17 protein-coding genes and 1 pseudogene are annotated in these 19,085 nt (G+C 71.6%); 10 read left to right on the top strand and 8 right to left on the bottom strand.

What is annotated here, in order from left to right; all coding sequences use genetic code 11:
• Position 1: 1 nt before the first annotated feature.
• Positions 2-750: pseudogene (locus tag IEY93_RS03470) on the bottom strand (IS5 family transposase).
• 215 nt (positions 751-965) lie between these two features.
• On the opposite strand from IEY93_RS03470, the gene IEY93_RS03465 reads away from it, so the two are divergent.
• Positions 966-1,178 carry a hypothetical protein gene (locus IEY93_RS03465; RefSeq protein WP_189161469.1) on the top strand — a complete coding sequence of 71 codons (213 nt, stop codon included), beginning with the start codon at positions 966-968 and terminating at the stop codon, positions 1,176-1,178.
• Here IEY93_RS03465 and IEY93_RS03460 read toward each other — a convergent pair.
• The gene (locus IEY93_RS03460; RefSeq protein ID WP_189161468.1) at positions 1,152-2,753 is read right to left on the bottom strand and encodes an NsdA family TPR-like regulatory protein; all 1,602 of its coding nucleotides are present in this window, start codon (positions 2,751-2,753) and stop codon (positions 1,152-1,154) included. The two genes, IEY93_RS03465 and IEY93_RS03460, sit on opposite strands and share 27 nt — an antisense overlap.
• A gap of 228 nt (positions 2,754-2,981) precedes the next feature.
• On the opposite strand from IEY93_RS03460, the gene IEY93_RS03455 reads away from it, so the two are divergent.
• From IEY93_RS03455 to IEY93_RS03425, 7 genes are all read left to right on the top strand, one after another.
• Complete coding sequence (locus IEY93_RS03455) at positions 2,982-3,551, top strand: ATP-binding protein (RefSeq protein WP_203967944.1); 570 nt, start codon at positions 2,982-2,984, stop codon at positions 3,549-3,551.
• A gap of 122 nt (positions 3,552-3,673) precedes the next feature.
• Positions 3,674-4,867, top strand: a complete 1,194-nt coding sequence (locus IEY93_RS03450) for a sensor histidine kinase (protein ID WP_189161466.1) — start codon at positions 3,674-3,676, stop codon at positions 4,865-4,867.
• A gap of 138 nt (positions 4,868-5,005) precedes the next feature.
• Positions 5,006-5,779, top strand: a complete 774-nt coding sequence (locus tag IEY93_RS03445; RefSeq protein WP_189161598.1) for a LytR/AlgR family response regulator transcription factor — start codon at positions 5,006-5,008, stop codon at positions 5,777-5,779.
• The gene (locus tag IEY93_RS37780; protein WP_203967945.1) at positions 5,776-6,471 is read left to right on the top strand and encodes a DUF485 domain-containing protein; all 696 of its coding nucleotides are present in this window, start codon (positions 5,776-5,778) and stop codon (positions 6,469-6,471) included. The genes IEY93_RS03445 and IEY93_RS37780 overlap by 4 nt, the downstream gene beginning before the upstream one ends.
• A 7-nt stretch (positions 6,472-6,478) precedes the next feature.
• On the top strand, positions 6,479-8,209 hold the full coding sequence (locus tag IEY93_RS03435) for a sodium/solute symporter (protein WP_189161465.1): 1,731 nt from the start codon (positions 6,479-6,481) through the stop codon (positions 8,207-8,209).
• A gap of 218 nt (positions 8,210-8,427) precedes the next feature.
• Positions 8,428-8,760, top strand: a complete 333-nt coding sequence (locus tag IEY93_RS03430; RefSeq protein ID WP_229690816.1) for a DUF485 domain-containing protein — start codon at positions 8,428-8,430, stop codon at positions 8,758-8,760.
• Entirely contained in the window at positions 8,753-10,363 is a 1,611-nt protein-coding gene (locus tag IEY93_RS03425) for a monocarboxylic acid transporter (protein WP_189161463.1), read from the top strand. Before IEY93_RS03430 ends, IEY93_RS03425 begins: the two co-directional genes overlap by 8 nt.
• Before the next feature lie 118 nt (positions 10,364-10,481).
• Here the strand turns inward: IEY93_RS03425 and IEY93_RS03420 are convergent, their stop codons facing one another.
• The 3 genes from IEY93_RS03420 to IEY93_RS03410 all read right to left on the bottom strand — a co-directional run bounded on the left by IEY93_RS03420 (position 10,482) and on the right by IEY93_RS03410 (position 13,593).
• Complete coding sequence (locus IEY93_RS03420; protein ID WP_189161462.1) at positions 10,482-11,675, bottom strand: sulfite oxidase; 1,194 nt, start codon at positions 11,673-11,675, stop codon at positions 10,482-10,484.
• Between the two features lie 116 nt (positions 11,676-11,791).
• Positions 11,792-12,448 carry a response regulator transcription factor gene (locus IEY93_RS03415; RefSeq protein ID WP_189161461.1) on the bottom strand — a complete coding sequence of 219 codons (657 nt, stop codon included), beginning with the start codon at positions 12,446-12,448 and terminating at the stop codon, positions 11,792-11,794.
• The gene (locus IEY93_RS03410) at positions 12,445-13,593 is read right to left on the bottom strand and encodes a sensor histidine kinase (protein ID WP_189161460.1); all 1,149 of its coding nucleotides are present in this window, start codon (positions 13,591-13,593) and stop codon (positions 12,445-12,447) included. Before IEY93_RS03410 ends, IEY93_RS03415 begins: the two co-directional genes overlap by 4 nt.
• Before the next feature lie 86 nt (positions 13,594-13,679).
• On the opposite strand from IEY93_RS03410, the gene IEY93_RS03405 reads away from it, so the two are divergent.
• Positions 13,680-15,167, top strand: a complete 1,488-nt coding sequence (locus IEY93_RS03405; RefSeq protein ID WP_189161459.1) for a DUF1349 domain-containing protein — start codon at positions 13,680-13,682, stop codon at positions 15,165-15,167.
• Positions 15,168-15,308: 141 nt separating this feature from the next.
• On the opposite strand, the gene polX is transcribed toward IEY93_RS03405, so the two are convergent.
• The 3 genes from polX to IEY93_RS03390 form a co-directional block, all read right to left on the bottom strand.
• A complete protein-coding gene (gene polX, locus IEY93_RS03400) occupies positions 15,309-16,997 on the bottom strand; it encodes a DNA polymerase/3'-5' exonuclease PolX (RefSeq protein ID WP_189161458.1) in 1,689 nt (562 codons plus the stop codon).
• Between the two features lie 113 nt (positions 16,998-17,110).
• Positions 17,111-18,085: an aldo/keto reductase gene (locus IEY93_RS03395; RefSeq protein ID WP_189161457.1), complete on the bottom strand. Its 975-nt coding sequence runs from the start codon at positions 18,083-18,085 to the stop codon at positions 17,111-17,113.
• Positions 18,086-18,163: 78 nt separating this feature from the next.
• The gene (locus IEY93_RS03390; protein ID WP_203967946.1) at positions 18,164-18,538 is read right to left on the bottom strand and encodes a winged helix-turn-helix transcriptional regulator; all 375 of its coding nucleotides are present in this window, start codon (positions 18,536-18,538) and stop codon (positions 18,164-18,166) included.
• Between the two features lie 59 nt (positions 18,539-18,597).
• Between IEY93_RS03390 and IEY93_RS03385 the strand changes: the two genes are divergently transcribed.
• Entirely contained in the window at positions 18,598-18,987 is a 390-nt protein-coding gene (locus IEY93_RS03385) for an isochorismatase family protein (protein ID WP_189161456.1), read from the top strand.
• Positions 18,988-19,085 lie beyond the last annotated feature (98 nt).

Genomic DNA, 19,085 nt, shown 5'->3' with positions numbered 1-19,085 from the left:
CTCATTTGGCCAGGCGGCGGTAGCAAATGAGGGCGGCGGCGATGGCGACGAAGGAAGAGAAGTGGTCGGCCCGGCGCTCGTAACGGCGGTGGAGGCGGCGGCAGCCGGTCAGCCAGGAAACGGTGCGCTCGACTACCCAGCGGTGACGCCCAAGCCGCTTGCTGGACTCGATGCCGCGGCGGGCGATGCGGGAGATGATGCCGCGCCCGCGCAGGAGGCGCGCAGGTGCGGATAATCGTAGCCCTTGTCTCCATGCAGCTTCCCGGGCCGGCGGCGACGTGGCCCGCGGCGGGAGCGGATCGGCGGGATGCCGCGCACCAGCGGCTCCAACCCCTGACTGTCACGCACTGATCCCGACAGAGATGGGCAGACCGGTCCGTTCAGTGATGATATGGATCTTCGACCCAGCCTTGCCGCGGTCGACAGGATTCGGACCTGTCAGGTCCCCCCTTTCATGGCGCGCACGCTGACCGAGTCGATCGCGCACCGCGACCAGTCGAGTTCCCCGCGCGCGCCGAGTTCGTCCAGCAGGATCCGGTACAGCTTGGCCCACACACGCGCGGCGCTCCATTCGGTGAAGCGGCGGTGCACGGTCTGCCACGAGGCACCGAAGACCGGTGGGAGCTGACGCCACGCGCAGCCGGTGGTGGCCACGTACACGATCGCCGCGAGAATCAGACGATCGTCGACCCGCCGCCGTCCCCCGCCCTGCGGCCGAGTCGGAGGGGGCGGCACCACCCGCTGGAACAGCTCTTACAGCTCGTCGGGGACCAACCGCTGCATGAAAGCATCCACGACCCATCCAACGATCAACCGCCAAACGAGTCACGGTATTAGCAGAGGGCTCCAGGCCCGGTATCGCAATAGGCGTTCACTCGGTCCCCGTCGAACACCACGAGCTCGCTCCGTCGCGCGGTCGGCACGGGAGTCATTAGGCGGTGCATCGCCCCTTCTCGGGTGGCCCGATGAGCGGCCACGCTCGTATCGAAGCTCCGCTCGGTGTCGAGTACGGGCTGGGGCTCGACAGCCTGGTGAAGACGCTCGGCCGATGGATGGTGGAAAACGGCGACGAAGTCCTCGACGCCTGGGAAAGCGCCGCGCGGACGCTGCGGATCACGGACGAGCGAGACGAACCGCACTTCCCATGGCTGTCAGCCGCCTTGTCGCCTGGCGATTAGAGGGATGCCCAGGGAAACGAGTTCTTCGTCCAGGGTGCGGACGTGTTTGTTGGTCGCCCAGGGTTCGAGGCGGGCGCGGGTCTGGCGGATGGTGTCGGTTAGGCGTCCGGAGCTGTGGCTGACGGTGATCCGGGCCGCCTGGCGAATCTTGTCGGTCGCGGCCGGTATTTCGCGCTTCAAAGCGAGTGCCCCGGCGTACTGCAGGAGGGTTATGCCGCGCGCGGGCTTGCGCATCGACCGTGCCGACAAGGCCCGTTCGGCTGAATCGATCGCTTCATCGGCACGTCCGCAGGCGAGCATGCAGGATGCCGTGTGCCTCTCCACACCCTGCGGCGTCCACCAGTAGAGGTAAGCGGGATCGGCTTCGGTTCTCGGTCGCTCGGCCAGATGGCGTGACTGGGCTAGAGCGCGTTCGCTGTCATCGGCACTGCCGTTCAGCGCCACGATGCGTGCGAGGGCAAGGAAGTGCACCGATCTGAGTGAAGCGCTCGGGCTCTTTCGCGCCCAGCCTTGTGCGGCGTAGACGTGATCGAGAGCCTCGCCGGCGTGGCCTTGGAAGCGAGAGATGTTGGCCAGGCAGGTGTGTAGGTAGGCGATGAGGGTTGGGTCGCGGATCTGGTGGGCTGCCGCGAGGCCCTCTTGGTAGCGGCGGCGGCCTCCGGTGTGGTCGAGGAGGTCGTGGTGGAGCCAGCCGGAGAGTTGGCTGAGTTCGGCGTAGGCGCGGATGAGGCGGTCGCGTAGGGCGGGGAGCAGCGACTCGCGGCGCAGCAGGTCGGCGACGAGGGAGCGCTGGCCGTCCACCACAGGGAGGACCTTGGCGGGGCCGTATTCGTCGTCCAGGCGACGGCAGCGGACGGTGAGTTTCTCGATCAGCTCGACCGTCGCGGCGTCGACCCGGGTGGCGGAGCGGATGGTGGTGGCGAGGCGGTCCTTCTCAGGTGGGGTGAGGTGGCGGAGCAGGGCCAGGGCGGGGGCGCCGCCGAGGGCCAGGGCCAGTTCGAAGAGCAGATCACGGCGCTTCACATCGGCCTCCTCGGCTGTGAGGGCACGCAGCAGCGCGGCGCAGTCCTTATAGCCGGGAACCGGGATCGCCGGGCGTGCCGTTTCCACTTGCTCACCCATGGTGACATGCCCGGGGAAGGCGGCCGGGACGGCAGAGGGCCGCCGGGGACCGAGGGACGAACGGTGGTCGGTGCGGTCGATGAGGTCGCGGTCGCGGGCGGTGTAGGAGACGTAGACCTGGTCGCTGACCAGGCGGCGGGCGGCGGTGCGGTAGACGTGCGCGAACAGGGCGATGGTGCGGGCGGTGGGGCGCATGCCGCGCTGCGGCCAGTGCTCGTACTCGTACAGCCGTGACTCGCGCAGCGCTGCGGTGCCGGCCGGGTCGTGGTCGTTGTACCGCGCGGCGGCCTCGGCGGCGGTGAGCCCGTAGGCGTAGCGGTACAGGCGGAGCCGGCTGACGTCGTAGCAGACCGAGAACAGGTCGGCGACCTGGTCGAAGGTGTAGCCCATGGCACGCAGTTCCTCGCTGCGTCGCCGGCATTCCAGCAGAGTGTGCACTCCTTCGCCCGACATGTCGGTGCCCCCTGACTCGAACAGGTTCCCGGATCACAGAAGTTACACGGTAAGTGTCGGGTTGACTACGGAGAATGATGAAAGCTGGGAGGCCGGGCAGGGTGACCGAGGGGTGATGATCGGCGGATGGAGCATGTTCGCGCACGTCATCGGGGTTTCCGCCTGAAGGGTCGGCGCGGGGGAAGCTGGGATCGGTGCGGAGCGCCCGCTCGTCCATCGTTCTGGTTCGTGTCCACGAGAACCGATCCCAGCGACGAGGCGCCGCGCGTGGCCGCCGCTCCCGTCACCTCGCCCGGCCTGCCGCACGCCGGGCATCCCTCTCGCGCCGTGCCGGTCAACGAGGCCGTCCGGCTCGGCCCGGAGATCCTCATCTGGCGGCGTGCCTTCCCCGGCGCGCTCGACCAGGCCGCCGAGGCCCGGCGCTTCACCCGATTCCTGCTCGGCAGCACCGCCTTCGCCGACGACGCCGAGCTGGTCGTCGGGGAGCTGGCGGGCAACGCCGTCCGCCATACCCGCAGCGGAACGCCGGAGGGTCAGTTCACCGTGGAGATCACGCTGACCTCGCCCGGTCACGAGCCGCTCGCCACTTCCGCGGCGGCGGCGAGCGTACTGATCACCGTCTACGACCTCGGCGGAGCCGGCATCCCGAGGTTCGGCGACGGCGACGGGGTGGACGTCCCGTGCGCGGAAGGCGGGCGCGGGCTGGCCATCGTGACGGCCCTGGCCGAACGCGCCGGCTTCCAGGGCGCCCCGGCCACCGGCCACAGAGTCTGGGCCTACCTCGCCCGCAGGCAGTGATCTCGCTCCGGCCCGTATGGAAAGGCGGTGAGCGGTCGGGGTGGGCCGTCCGGCGCAGCGGGCGGGCGTCCCGGCGCTCGGCGGGTTATGGGGGCGGGGACGCCCCGGTAGGCTCCGGCGGCGTGGAACCGCTGTTCGCCGTGCCCGTGCTCGCGGCCCTCGTCGGGGTGCCCGCCGTGGTGCTCTGGCGGGTGCTGCGCGGCCGGCGCGAGCTCGGCACCAGCCCCGCCGAGCGGGCCACGTTCGAGACCCTGCACACCGCGTCGCTGGCCGCGCCGCCGCTGCGGGCCGGGCTGACCGCCGCCGGCGCGCTCAAGGCGTCCCGCTATCTGCGCGAACTGCTCGGCTCGCCCGCCATCGCCATCACCGACCGCGAAGGGCTGCTGGTGTACGACGGGGCGGGGGAGCACCACGCCAAGGACGCCTTCATCCACGCCGCCGAGACGCTGGGCGACGGCCGCATCCAGGTGCTCGGCCCGGAGGCCGTGTGGTGCGAGTCCCCCGAGTGCCCCATCCGGCACGCGGTCGTCGTCCCGCTGACCACGGACGACCGGGTGGTCGGCTCGCTCGCCGCGTACGGCGACCACGCCTCGGCCGGGCTGGTGCGGGCCACGGGGGAGGTCGCGGCCTGGGTGGACTCCCAGCTCGAGCTGGCCGAGCTCGACCGTTCGCGCACCCTGCTCATGGAGGCCGAGGTGCGGGCGCTGCGCGCGCAGATCTCCCCGCACTTCATCTACAACTCGCTGACCACCATCGCCTCGTTCGTGCGCACCGACCCCGAACGGGCCAGGGAGCTGCTGCTGGACTTCGCCGACTTCACCCGCTACTCCTTCCGGCGGCACGGCGAGTTCACCACCCTGGCCGAGGAGCTGCGCTCGATCGACCGCTACCTGACCCTGGAGCGGGCCCGGTTCGGCGACCAGCTCCACGTCACGCTGCGCATAGCGCCGGAGGTGCTGCCCGTCGCGGTGCCGTTCCTGTGCCTGCAGCCCCTGGTGGAGAACGCCCTGCGGCACGGGCTGGAGAGCAAGGACGGCGTGGGGCACATCTCCATCACCGCCGAGGACGCCGGCGCCGAGTGCCTGATCAGCGTCGAGGACGACGGCGTCGGCATGGACCCCGAGCGGCTGCGGCGCATCCTGTCCGGCGACCGGGACGAGCGCTCGGGCAACGGCGGCATCGGGCTGGCCAACGTGGACGAGCGGCTGCGCCAGGTGTACGGCGACGAGTACGGGCTGGTGGTGGAGACCGCGCTGGGCGCGGGGGCCAAGGTCAGCGTCCGGCTGCCCAAGTACCGGCCGGGCGTCTCCGTATAGTTATCACCGCCCGGCCGCCGACCCGTTGACTTCCCCTGCCCGAGTCACCACCCTCTAGGGGGATGAAGAGCAACTCTCGCCAGGTCGGTCACTCGCACCCCGGCCCCTGTGCGAGCCCTGGCGAGCGGCGGCGGTGACGTGACGGGCCTGCGCGTGCTGGCGGTGGACGACGAGCAGCCGGCACTGGAAGATCTCGCCTACCTGCTTCGTGCCGACCCGCGCATCGGCGAGGTGGCCCTGGCCCGCGACGGGGCGTCCGCGCTGAAGATGCTCGACCGGGCGATGGCCGAGGGCAGGCCGATCGACGCGGTCTTCCTCGACATCCGGATGCGCGGCCTGGACGGCGTCGTGCTCGGCCGCCTGCTGACGCAGTTCACCCGGCCGCCGTGCATCGTGTTCGTCACCGCCTACGAAGAGCACGCGGTGGACGCCTTCGAGATCAAGGCCGAGGACTACCTGCTCAAGCCGGTGCGGCCCGAGCGGCTCGCCGAGGCGATCCGCCGCGTCTGCGCGAGCATCCCCGGTGACCCCGAGACGGCCGAGGAGGCGGGGCGTCCGGCGCCGGACACCGACACCATCCCGGTCGAGCTGGCCGGGGTGACCCGCTTCGTCGCCAGCTCCGACGTCCGCTACGTCGAGGCCCAGGGCGACTACGCGCGCCTGCACACCGCCACCGGCAGCCACCTGGTGCGCATCCCGCTGGCCGCGCTGGAGGAACGCTGGGCGGCGGCGGGCTTCGTCCGCGTGCACCGCAGCCACCTGGTCTCGGTCAAGCACATCGACGAGCTGCACATCGACTCCGGGCGCTGCATGGTCCGCATCGGCGACACCGAGATCCCGGTCAGCCGCCGCCACACCCGCGAGCTGCGCGACCTGCTCGTCCGCCGCGCCAGGAAGGGCCGCGCGGAGTGAACGCCGACCCCGGCGAACGCGACCCGGGCACGAACGCGGGAGGCGGCGCGGCCGACGTACACGAGCCCGTCCTGCCGGACCGCGCCGAACGCCCCGGGCATTCGGGCCGCGTGGAGCATCACCGAAGTGCCGGGGTCGTCGACGGTGCCGGCCGTACGGCTCGCGCCGACGGCCTGGACCGTGCGGAGTGCCCGGACCGTTCCGACCGTGCCGAGCGCCCGGCGCGTCCAGAGCGCCCGGAACGGCCCGAGCGGGTCGTGCGGGGGGACGGGCAGGAGGGGGGACGGCGGCGGATGGGCCTCGGGCCCGCGCTGGCCAAGGCGTCCGAGCGGCCCAAGCGCGAGGTCGTCACCAGCCCGCGCACCACCGCCGCCCGCCGGCCCCGCCACCCGGTCACGCTGGAGATCGACGAGCAGACCCGCCTCGGCGAGGTGTACATGCGCTCGCTGGTGCGCACCCAGTTCCGGCTCGCGCTGTTCGTCTGCACGGTCATGTCGTGCCTGATCGGCGGGCTGCCGCTGCTGTTCATGCTGGTCCCGGAGCTGCGCGAGGTGCGGTTGCTCGGCGTGCCGCTGCCGTGGCTGGTGCTCGCGGGCCTGATCTACCCGGCGTTCGTCGCGGGCGCCTGGCTGTACGTCCGGCAGGCCGAGCGCAACGAACGGCACTTCGCCGAGCTGGTCGAGCGGCGGTGACCGGCCGGTGAACGCCGGGCTCGGCGTCGCGGCGGTCGTGGCCGTGGTCGTCGCGGCCGTGCTGATCGGCGCCTTCGGCCTGCGGCTGTCCCGCACGACCTCCGACTTCTACGTCGCCTCCCGCACGGTGTCGCCGCTGTGGAACGCCTCGGCCATCGGCGGGGAGTACCTGTCGGCGGCCTCGTTCCTCGGCATCGCCGGGCTGATCCTCGCCTACGGCGCCGACATGCTGTGGCTGCCGGTGGGCTGGACCGGCGGCTACCTGGTGCTGCTCGTGCTGGTGTCCGCGCCGCTGCGCCGGTCCGGCGCCTACACGCTGCCCGACTTCGCCGAGGCCCGGTTGGAGTCGATGGCCGTGCGCCGCATGGCGACCGTCCTGGTCGTGCTGATCGGCTGGCTGTATCTGATGCCGCAGTTCCAGAGCGCCGGCCTGGTGCTGCGTACGATCACCGGCGGCCCGGCGTGGGTCGGCGGGCTGGTCGTGGCCGTGGTCGTCGCGGTCAACGTGCTGTCCGGCGGGATGCGCTCGATCACCTTCGTGCAGGCGTTCCAGTACTGGCTGAAGCTCACCGCGCTCGCCCTGCCGGTGTTCTTCCTGCTGTCGGCCTGGTACGCTGGCGGCAGGCCCGCCCCGGAACGGGAGACACCGCCGGTGTTCACCGACGCGGTCACCGTGTCGGTCGCGGCCGACGTCACGATCCGCGTCGAAGAGCCGGTCGTGGTCACCGCGAAGGGCAAGGTGGACGGCCGCGTCCGGCACGGCGAGCCCGTCGCCCTCGCCCGCGGCGCGCACGAGGTCACCGCCGACACCACGCTCGGCTTCCCGGCCGGCGCGCGGGTGCCGCACGCCGAGAACCTGCCCGTGCTCACCGACCACGAGTGGGCGCTGCCGCTGCACGGCCGCGAGCACCCGCTGTACGCGACGTACTCGCTGATCCTGGCCACCTTCCTCGGCACCATGGGACTGCCGCACGTCCTGGTGCGCTTCTACACCAACCCCGACGGCCGCGCCGCCCGTCGTACCACCCTGGCGGTGCTCACGCTGCTCGGCGCCTTCTACCTGCTCCCGGCCGTCTACGGCACGCTCGGGCGGATCTACACCCCCGAGCTGCTGATGACCGGCCGCACCGACGCCGTCGTGCTGACCCTGCCGATGCGCATGGTCGGCGGCACCGCGGGGGAGCTGCTCGGCGCGCTGGTCACCGCCGGCGCCTTCGCCGCGTTCCTGTCCACCTCCTCCGGTCTCGCGGTGTCGGTGGCCGGGGTGATCGGGCAGGACATCCTGCGCGGCGGCGTCCAGTCGTTCCGCGCGGCCACGCTGCTGGCCGTGGCCGTGCCGCTGGTGCTCGCGATCGGCGCGCGTTCGCTGGCGGTCGCCGACGTGGTGGGCCTGGCCTTCGCGGTGGCCGCCTCGTCGTTCTGCCCGCTGCTCGTGCTCGGCATCTGGTGGCGGCGGCTCAGCGCGGCCGGGGCGATGGCCGGGCTGCTCGTCGGCGGCGGCCTGGCCGGCGCGGCGGGCATCGCGGTGGTCACCGGCGGCCCGTACGCCGGGTGGACCGGGGCGCTGCTCGCCCAGCCGGCGGCCTGGACGGTGCCGATCTCCTTCACCGTGATGATCGTCGTATCGCTGCTCACCCCCGGCGGCGTCCCGCGCGGGGTGGCCCGCACGATGGTGCGGCTGCACACCCCCGAGACGCTGAACGTCGACCGCGGCGACTGGCGGCCCCGCTCCACCTGACCGGCGGGTCGTTCCGCCTGATCACACCGGCGACCGGCGGGCGAGTGCGTGCGGCGGGGGAGACCACTCGTCGCAGGGATCGGCCCATTGGGCGCAGTAGCGCGCCAGATGAGCGATCCTTCACTACGGCTTGGCGACCACCCCGCGCGCACCCCTGCGCAGCGGCCGGTGACCCCTTCTACGGTATGCGTGATTCAGATCACAACGTGGGAGGTCTTGTGACCACTCGACACGACGCGTCATCGGCATATGAACAGGTGCAGGCCAGTCCGGACTTCCAGGAGCTGCGCCGGCGCTACCGCAACTGGGCGTTCCCCGTGACCGTCGCCTTCCTTGTGTGGTACCTGCTCTACGTGATCCTGTCCGGGTTCGCGCGAGGGTTCATGGGCACCAAGGTCTTCGGCAACATCAACGTCGCACTGATCTTCGGCGTTCTGCAGTTCGTGTCCACGTTCCTGATCGCCTGGGCGTACGCCCGCCACGCCGACAGGAAGCTCGACCCGCTGTCCGACAAGCTGCGCGGGGAGATGGAGAAGACGTCGAATGAATGACCACGCGCTGTCCATCACCCTGTTCGTGGTGTTCGTCGCCGCGACGCTGGGCATCACGTTCTGGGCCAGCCGCAACACCAAGAGCGCCACCGACTACTACGCGGGTGGCCGCTCGTTCAGCGGCGTCCAGAACGGCCTGGCCATCGGCGGCGACTACATGTCGGCCGCGTCCTTCCTCGGCATCGCCGGCATCATCGCGCTGTCGGGGTACGACGGCTTCCTGTACTCGATCGGCTTCCTGGTCGCCTGGCTGGTCGCGCTGCTGCTCGTCGCCGAGCTGATGCGCAACTCCGGCAAGTTCACCATGGCCGACGTGCTCGCCTTCCGGATGAGCCCGCGCCCGGTGCGCACCGCCGCCGGCGTGTCGACGATCACGGTCAGCATCTTCTACCTGCTCGCCCAGATGGTCGGCGCGGGCGCCCTGGTCGGCCTGCTGTTCGGCATCACCTCCGACGCCGGCAAGATCGGCACGATCGTCGTCGTCGGCCTGCTGATGATCATCTACGTGGTGGTCGGCGGCATGAAGGGCACCACCTGGGTGCAGATCGTCAAGGCCGTGCTGCTGATGAGCGGCGCCGCCCTGGTGACGCTGCTGGTGCTCGGCCACTTCGGGTTCAACCTCTCCAGCCTGCTCGGCACCGCCGCCCAGCAGAGCGGCAAGGGCGACGCCTTCCTCAACCCCGGGCTGAAGTACGGGGTCGAGGCCAAGGGCATCGTCGGCAAGCTCGACCTGATCAGCCTGGGCCTGGCCCTGGTGCTCGGCACCGCGGGCCTGCCGCACATCCTGATCCGCTTCTACACCGTGCCGACCGCCCGCGACGCCCGCAAGTCGGTGCTGTGGGGCATCGGCATCATCGGCGTGTTCTACCTGCTCACCCTGGTGCTCGGCTTCGGCGCCGCCGCCCTGGTCGGCAGCAAGGCCATCGCCGAGCAGAACAAGGCGGGCAACACCGCGGCGCCGCAGCTCGCGCTGGAGATCGGCCAGCGCCTGTTCGGCGACGTCGGCGGCACGGTGCTGCTGGCGATCATCGCCGCGGTGGCGTTCGCGACGATCCTCGCCGTGGTCGCCGGCCTGACCCTGGCGTCCTCCTCCAGCTTCGCCCACGACCTGTACGCGCACGTCTTCAAGCGCGGCCAGGCCACCGAGCAGCAGGAGATCAAGGTCGCCCGCATCGCGGCGTTCGGCATCGGCGCGGTGTCGATCGTCCTCGGCATCTTCGCGCAGAACCTCAACGTGGCGTTCCTGGTGGCGCTGGCCTTCGCGGTCGCGGCGTCCGGCAACCTGCCCGCGATCCTCTACAGCCTGTTCTGGAAGCGGTTCAACACCGCCGGAGCGGTCTCGGCGATCTACGGCGGCCTGGTGTCGGCCGTGGTGCTGGTGATCTTCTCGCCGGTGGTCTCCGGTACGCCGACCGCGCTGTTCCCCGGCGCGGCGTTCAACTGGTTCCCGCTGGAGAACCCGGGCCTGGTGTCCATCCCGATCGGCTTCCTGGCCGGGTACATCGGCACGGTGCTCAGCAAGGAGTACAACGCCGGCAAGTACGCCGAGATCGAGGTGCGGTCGCTCACCGGCGCCGGCGCCGAGAAGGCGACCGGCCACTGAGAACCCTCCGGGCGGCGCCGCGCGGCGCCGCCCGGAGCGCCGCCTCCCACAGCCGCCCGGCCGCGGGCCTCCCCCTCCGCCCCCGGCCGGGCTTCTCGCTGCTTCCGGCCTCCCGGCCTCAGGAGACGACGGTCACCGGGTGTTCGACCAGGCCGTCGAAGTGGTAGCCGAGCATGTTGAACCGCGCCCGTGCGGGCTGGACGGCCCCGGTCTCGTCGGTGGCCCTGGCCATCAGCACGTGCGGCCCGGGCCGGTGCGGCACCCAGGCGAGGTGCCAGGGCGCCCACGCCCGGGCCAGTCGCGGGCCGCGGGTCTCGGCCCGGGTCCAGGTGCGGCCGCCGTCCGTGCTGATCTCCACTCCCACGACGCGCCCGGTGCCCGACCATGACCGGCCGTGCAGAATGTGCTGCCGCCCGGCGCGCAGCGTCGCCTCCCAGGGCAGCTCGAAGGCGCTCTTGACCACCTGCGCGGCCAGCGGCGCGCCGCCGATCGGGTGGCCGGGGCCGAACATCCGGTAGGAGCGGGTGTTCCACGGCGACGACAGCGGGACGGTGGAGACCTCGACGTCGCCGAGCCACTTGATCGAGGCGATGCCGCTCCAGCCGGGCACCACCAGGCGGGCGGGGAAGCCGTGGTCGGCCGGCAGCGGCCGGTCGTTCATCTCGTAGGCCACCAGCACGTCCTCAAGCGCCTTGGCGAGCGGCAGCGGACGGCGCACGTGCCCCTGGTCGACGCCGTCCTCGACGTACACCGGATCCAGGCCGCGTGGCATGACGTCCACCGCGCCGGGGGTCAGGCCGGCGCGGTCCAGCAGCGCCGCCAGCGGCACGCCGCGCCAGCGGGCCACGCCGACGGCGCCGAGCCGCCACTGGATGCCGGGTGCGGGCTGGTCCTGCTGGGTGTCGAAGAAGGCCCGCCCGTTGCCGGCGCACTCGATGGCGACGTCGGCGGTGGTGGCGGGCAGCGCCAGCAGCTCCTCGTAGGACAGGCTGATCGGGCGGCGCACGCCGTCCCCGTGGATCAGCAGCCGCCAGGTGCGGGCGTCGATGAGCGGGGTGACGGTGTGGTTGCGGACGAAGAACCGGTCGGCGGGGGTGTGGTACCCCTGGCCGCGCATGGCCTCCCAGCGCATCTCGGCGCTGCGGCCGTGCCGGATGAACAGGTCGGGCGGCAGCGGCTTGACGATGCCGCCGGGCTCCGGCGTAGTCTCCGGGCGGGCGGCCACGCGCCGCATCGGCGGCACGAGCAGGGAGTCGCGTTCGGCCGCGGGCCTGGTCTGCGTGGTGTCGCCGGTCCGGTCGTAGAGTTCCATGGGGACCCCCCGTCCGGGTCAACAATTACTAATTCCCTACCAGAAAACCATGTTATAGATCTCAGTCTACTCCCCGAACCCCTCCTACGGGAGAGCCATCCGGCCCTGACGGACGCTCAGGCGATCCGGTAGCCGACTCCGCGCGCCGTCGCGATCACCGGCGGGTCGCCGAGCTTGCGCCGCAGCCGGCCCACCGTGACCGTGACGGTGTTGGTGAAGGCGTCGGCGTTCTCGTCCCATACCTTTTCGAGCAGGGTTTCGGTGCTCAGGAAGCCCGGGCTCGCCCGCAGCAGTGCCTCGAGCACGGCGAACTCTTTCAACGAGAGGTCGAGCCGCTCGCCGTCGCGAACGGCGGTGCGGCTCACCGGGTCCAGCGCGATCCCGGCCACGTGCAGCACGCGGGGCCGCGCGTCCGGCTTGCGGCGGGCCAGCGCCCGGATGCGCAGGATCAGCTCCGGGAAGTGGAAAGGCTTGGCGAGATAGTCGTCCGCGCCCAGGGTCAGCCCGCTGACCCGGTCGCCGGGCGCACCGGCCGCGGTCAGCATCAGCACCATCGGCCGGTCCGCCCGCTCGGTGATCATCTGGCACAGGGTGTCGCCGTGCAGGCCGGGCAGGTCGCGGTCCAGGACCACCACGTCGTACGCCGTGAGATCCAGCTTGGCGGCCGCGGTGAGCCCGTCGCATGCCAGGTCGACGGCCATTCCCTGGTCGCGCAGCCCTTCGGCGACGACCTCGGCGAGGTCGTCGTCGTCTTCGACCACCAGGATCCTCACGTCCCCACCGGCACCTTCGCGGCCGGAAGGGTGATCGCCACGCGCAGGCCGCCCTCCGGCCGGGCGAGCAGGGCGAGCCGGCCGCCGTGGGCGGCGGCCACGGCCGCCACGATCGACAGGCCCAGACCCGAAGAGCCGGTACGTTCGCCGCCGAGCCGCTCGAAGGGCTGTGCCAGCCGGTCGACCTCGCGCTGATCGAGGACGGGCCCGCCGGTCTCGACGATCAGCACCGTCTCCTGTGCGTTCACCGACCCGGTGATCTCGATCCATCCGCCGTTCTCGTTGTGGGTCACGGCGTTGTCGACGACGTTGCCCACCAGCCGGGCCAGCAGCGCCGGGCTGCCCACGGTCGCCGTCGCCGGCGGCAGGTCCACCGTCACCCGCAGCCCCTTGCGCCGCACGTCCGCGGACCTGTCCCGCAGCGCGGCGTCGGCGAACTCTGCGAGGTCGACCGGTGCGGCGTCGGCCAGGGCGCCGTGCTGCGCCCGGGCCAGCACGAGGAACCCGTCGAGCAGATGATCGACCCGGTCGAGTTGCCGGCGCAGGCGGGCCGCGAGCGCCACCGTCGAGGGGGCCGGGTCGGGCTTGGCCACCGCGACGTCCAGCGATGCCCGCATCGTCGCCAGCGGCGTACGCAGCTCATGGGAGGCGTTGGCGGCGAAGCGCCGCTGCGCGGTGAACGACGTCTCAAGCCGTCCGAGCAGCTCGTCGATGGTGTCGGCGAGATCCTTCACCTCGTCCGACGGACCGGTCACGGCCAGCCGCCGATCCAGGCTGTCGGCGGAGATGCGCCGGGTGACCGCCGTGATGAGCCGCAGCGGCCGCAGGACGCGCATGGCCAGCACCCGGCCGAGCAGCAACGAGACGACGGCCATCACGATCAGCGCCAGCAGTGCGCCGACCAGCAACTGGCGGGACTGCTGCGCGTGCACCGCGGCCAGCCGGCCCTCCAACTCCCGGACGCGCTGTTGCGCCGCGGTGAGGCCGCCCTGGCCGGGGAGACCTCCGGCCGGGACGACGTCGCTCACGCCGCCGCCGGAGAGCAGGAAGGCCAGAACCAGCAGCCCGGCGCCCGACAGGAGGAACACCACGGCGTACAAGATCGTGAATCGTGTTCCCACGGTCCGGCTACGCAGCCTCTTCATGCAGCCAGCATGCCCTGGGCGACCTAACAGCAGCATGACGGCACCGCTTCGGGTCGTGTTAGGCACCGAACCGTAGAACCGGCGGCATGTCGACCACCGAACTCCTCCGGCGGGAATGGACCGCCTTCCGCCGCCCGGGCCGCCTGATCGCCCTGGCCGCCGCGGCCCTCACCGTCATCGCACTGGGGCTGCTGGTCAGCCTCAACAGCCACTCGTCCTGTCCGGGCCCCTGCCCCGCCGTGCCCGTCGCCGGTGACGGCTCCATCGTCAGTGACAGGTTCTGGTTCGTGCACCGTGACCTGGGCCGCGAGGGCGGCATCACCGTCCGGATGACCTCGATGACCGGGACGATCACTTATCCACCGCCGAAACACGACCAGATCGTGTCCGGGCTGGTGCCGTGGGCGAAGGCCGGGATCATCATCAAGGACGGCCTGCGGCAGGGCTCGCGGTACGCGGCGATCATGATGACCGGCGGCCACGGCGTTCGCTTCCAGCACGACTACCGCGACGACGTCGCCGGCGGCGCAGGAGGCGTCTCGGCGGCCTCCCCCCGCTGGCTGCGCCTGACCCGCTCAGGCGATACGCTCACCGGCTCGGAGTCCGCCGACGGCAGCCGGTGGCGCACCGTCGCGACCGCGAGGCTCGACGGGCTGCCGGACACCGTGCAGGTCGGCCTGTTCGCCACGTCCCCCGGCGACCTCACGCTCCGCGAGGTCGGTCTCGGCGGCGCCATCGAGGAGGTCCGGTTCACCCAGGCCGTCGGTGTCTTCGACAACGTCACCGTCCAGGGCGGTGCACCCGGGAAGTGGGACAGCGACCCGATCGGCACGATGAACCAGACCGACTGGGAGAAATTGCACAACGCGTCGGGAGCCGTGGAGAAGGACGGCGTCATCACGATCAGCGGCACCGGCGACATCGGGCCGCTCAGTGAGGAGGGCACGCGTACCGTCGAGAACGTGCTGCTCGGCCTGCCGGTCGCGCTGATCGTGCTGGTCATCGTCGCGGCTCGCTACGGCACCCGCACGGCCCGCGAGGCGGCGTCCCGGCGAGTGATCGTCGCCCGGGCAGTCGTCGTCGCCGGGGCCTGCTTCGTCACCGGCCTGGTCGCGGTCGGCATCGTCATCCCGGCTGGCATGGCGGGCATGGAAGGCAACGGCTTCGTGCTGCCGTCGCTGCCGGTGGCGACCGGTGCCCGGGTGATCGCCGGCCTGGCGGCGGTGCTCGCGCTCTGCGCCGTCGTCGCGTACGCGCTCGGCGTGCGGCTGCGCCGCGGCCGGTCGGCGATCGTCATCGGGGTGGCGCTGATCGCCGTTCCCTATGCCGTCACGGCGCTCCCGCTGCTTCCCGACGCGGTCTCCGCCTGGCTGCTGCGGGTCACGCCGGCCGCCGGTTTCGCGGTCAAGCAGACGATGGTCGCGTATCCGCAGGTGACGGCGCACTACGCGCCGTCGGCCGGATACTTCCCGCTTCCCGGATGGGCCGGGCTCACCCTGCTCTGCGCGTACGCGGCGGCCGGCATGCTGATCGCCGCCGGCCGGAAACGGGCCGGAGAGGCCGGCCGGCGATAGTGCACGGTGCCTGGCCACCTCTGATCGCGCCGAAGGAGGACGACGCCATCAGCGGCACCCCGGATCGCGCGAAGGGCGGCCGCGCCGGATCTCGTCGGCCGACGGCGAGGCCCGGCTCGGGAGGCACGATGCGCGGAGGCTTCAGTCGTGGTGCAGGAGGTCGAGCAGACGGTCCACCGGCCAGGTGTTGACGACGTCGTCGCCGGTCAGCCAGGCCCGCTGGGCGATGCCCACCCCGAACCGCAGGTTGCCCAGGTGCGGCACGCTGTGCGCGTCGCTGTCGATGGAGAACCGCACCCCGTGGTGGCGGGCCAGCCGCACCAGGTCGGAGGGCAGGTCGGCCCGGTCGGGGTAGGCGTCGATCTCCAGGATGGTGCCGGTGCGCGCCGCCGCCGCGAACACCGTCTCCCAGTCGGCGTCCACCGGCGGGCGCTTGCCGATCTTGCGGGTGGTGGGATGGCCGATGACGTGCACGTAGGGGTTCTCGCAGGCGGCGACGAACCGGCGGGTCATCTCCTCGCGCGACTGGGTGAAATGCGAGTGGACCGAGGCCACGCAGATGTCGAAGCCGGACAGCACCTCGGCCGGCCAGTCGACCGAGCCGTCCGGCGCGATGTTCAGCTCCGTGCCGTGCAGCAGCCGCATGCCCGGATAGGAGTCCTGCAGCCGGCGCAGCCGCTCGCGCTGCTCCAGCATCTTCTCTAGCGTCATGCGCTGCATGAACAGGTTGGGCGCGTGGTCGGTCACCGCGTAGTAGGCGTACCCGCGGGCCGCGGCCGCCGCGACCATCTCCTCCAGGGTGGCGATGCCGTCGGTCAGGTCGGTGTGGGTGTGCAGGTCGCCCTTCAGGTCGTCCACGGTGACCAGCTCGGGCAGCGCGCCGCGCAGGGCCGCCTCGAACTCGCCGCCGTCCTCGCGCAGCGGCGGCGGCACCCACTGCATGCCGAGCGCGGCGTAGATGTCCTCCTCGGCCTCGGCGGCGATCACCCGCTCGCCCTCGAACAGGCCGTACTCCGAGAGCTTCCAGCCACGCTTCACGCACATCTCGCGCAGCCGCACGTTGTGCATCTTCGAACCGGTGAAGTACTGCATCGCGGAGCCCCAGGAGCCGGCCGGCACCAGGCGCAGGTCCACCTGGACGCCCTGCACCGTGCGCACCGACGTCTTCAGCGCGCCGCTCGCGATGACCTCGGCGACGTACGGCTGCCGCTTGAAGTCGTCCATCAGCGACTCGGGACCCACGGCGAGGATGTCGACGTCGCCGATGGTCTCCTTCATGCGGCGCACCGACCCGGCGCAGGCGATCTTCTCGGCGGCGGGCAGCGAGGCGATGACCCGCTCGGCGAGATCCATCGCCACGCCGAGGTGCACCCGCTCGCCCGAGGTGCGGAGCTGCTCGATGCCCTTGAGGATGTTCTCCTCGGACTTCGGGCCGAAGCCGCGCAGCCCGGCGAGCCTGCCCTCGCCGATGGCGCGGGCCAGCGCCTCGGGGGAGTCGATGCCGAGCTCGTGGTACAGGAAGACGGCCTTCTTCGGCCCGAGCGAGGCGATGCGGGTGAGCGCCCGCACCCCATCAGGCACCTGCGCCCGCAGCGCGTCGAGCTGCCGGAAGCTGCCCCGCTGCAGGAACTCCTCGACCTTCTTGGCGATCGCCTCGCCGACGCCCGGCACCACCCGGACGTCCACCCGCGAGATGTCCTCCGGGTGGCCCGCGATGGCCTTGGCGGCCTTCTGGTAACTGCGCACCCGGAAGGCGTCGCCGCCGGTCATCGCGAACAGGTCCGCGTACTCCTCCAGCGCCGCCGCAGCGTCGTCGTTCACCCGCCCCATGGGGCTCAGCTTACGGAGACCGCCCGACATTTCCGCCCCCGGCCCCGCCGACGCGCCTCCCGGTGTGCCGCGGGGGAGTGGCGCCGGCGGGACCGTCGTCCACGCGGGGTCAGTCAGTGGATGACCGGGCGGGTGATGTAGGGCTCGGCGAGGTGGGTCAGTTCCTCGTCGGTGAGCTTGAGATCGACCGCCGCGATGGCGTCGTCCAGGTGGTGCTCCTTGGTGGCGCCGACGATCGGGGCGGTCACGCCGGGCCGGGAGAGCAGCCAGGCCAGCGCCACCTGGGCCGGGGGGACATCGCGCTTGCCGGCCGTCTCGGCCACCCGGGCGAGGACGTCGCCGTCGCCCGGCCCGCCGTACAGGTGCTCGATGCGCCAGTCGGTGCCCGAGCGCGTCGTCCCCTCCTGCGGCACGTCCGCCCGGGCCAGCACGCCGCGCGCCAGCGGGCTCCACGGGATCAGCCCGACACCCTGGTCCAGGCACAGCGGGATCATCTCCCGCTCCTCTTCTCTGTACAGCAGGTTGTAGTGGTTCTGCATGGTCACGAACTTCGTCCAGCCGTTGACCTCGGCGACGTGCTGGGCCTTGGCGAACTGCCAGGCGTACATGGTGGAGGCGCCGATGTAGCGCGCCTTGCCCGACCGTACGACGTCGTGCAGCGCCTCCATGGTCTCCTCGATGGGCGTCCAGTCGTCCCACCGGTGGATCTGGTACAGGTCGACGTAGTCGGTGCCGAGCCGCCGCAGCGAGGCGTCGATGCCGTCCAGGATGTGCTTGCGCGACAGCCCGCCGTCGTTGGGCCCCTGCCCCATCGGGAAGAAGACCTTGGTGGCCAGCACGTAGTCCTCACGGCGCGGGAAGACCTTGCGGAGCAGGCTCCCGGTGACCTCCTCGCTGGCCCCGGCCGAGTAGGTGTCGGCGGTGTCGAAGAACGTCACCCCCGCCTCGGCCGCCTTGCGTACGAGCGGCTCGCTGTGCTCCTCGTCCAGCACCCAGTCCTGCCATCTGACCGGATCGCCGTAGCTCATCATCCCGAGGCAGATGCGCGACACCTTCATGCCGGTCGTGCCCAGTCTTACGTACTCCACGTGCCCCTCCTCGACTACCCGACATATCGCATGTAACGGTAGTCCGAGACATTGGGCCACGCGCCGGGCTCGCGGCGGTCACGCCTCGGCGGGTGAACCGCTCCTCGCGAGCTGAACCGTGTCCGGCTCGCCCTCGGCGGGCAGCCATGTCTCGGCCCAGGAGGAGATCTCCCGGACGGCCGCCTCCAGGGCGCGGCCCTTGTCCGTGAGGCGGTACTCGATGGTCACCGGGGTGGTCGGAAGGACGGTGCGCTCGACGACGCCCTCGCTCTCGAAACGCTTGAGCCGTTCGGAGAGCAGCTTGTCGGTGATGTCGGGGATGGCGGCGCTGATCTGTCGGAAGTGCGTGGCTCCGCGGAGGAGCTCACGAAGGATCACCCCGGCCCACCGGCGGCCGATCATCTCCACGGCCTGGTGGTAGCGGGGGCAGAAGTCAGGCTCGTACGTCGACACGCTGGCAGCTTACCAATGGATAGCGACTTGTGCTACGGGAAGACGTGTACTAGCTTGCAGTGATCGACCGGTCCCACATCAACGCCTGGCAGGACGGAGCCTTCCGGGCCGCGGTCGAGGCCACCGGCCGGCGCCGCCTGATCATGGCGGGTCTGTGGACCGAGGTCTGCCTGACCTTCCCGGCGCTCTCGGCGACCGAGGCGGGCTACGAGGTGTTCGCCGTCATCGACGCCTCCGCGGGGTCCAGCACCGCGGCGCACGACGCCGCGATCGTCCGGATGAGCCAGAAGGGCGTCATTCCCGTCAGCACCGCCAGCGTGCTGTCGGAACTGCAGCGTGACTGGGCCCGGACGGAGACCTACGACGCCGTCAACGAGATCGTCAGCCAGCACATGGGCGCCTGGGGGCAGGGCGTCAACTACGTCAACGCGGGATTCGCCAAGAAGTGACCGAAGGCGGCCGACCAACCTCGACACCGTGATCGTCCCGCACCGGGCCACGGCCGGCCCCGGCCCCTGCCCGCCGCCTCCCCGGCGGCCGCGGGGCC

This window comes from Sphaerisporangium melleum (genome assembly GCF_014646695.1).
Lineage (GTDB): Bacteria > Actinomycetota > Actinomycetes > Streptosporangiales > Streptosporangiaceae > Sphaerisporangium > Sphaerisporangium melleum.
This window is presented reverse-complemented; position numbering and strand designations above follow the sequence as displayed.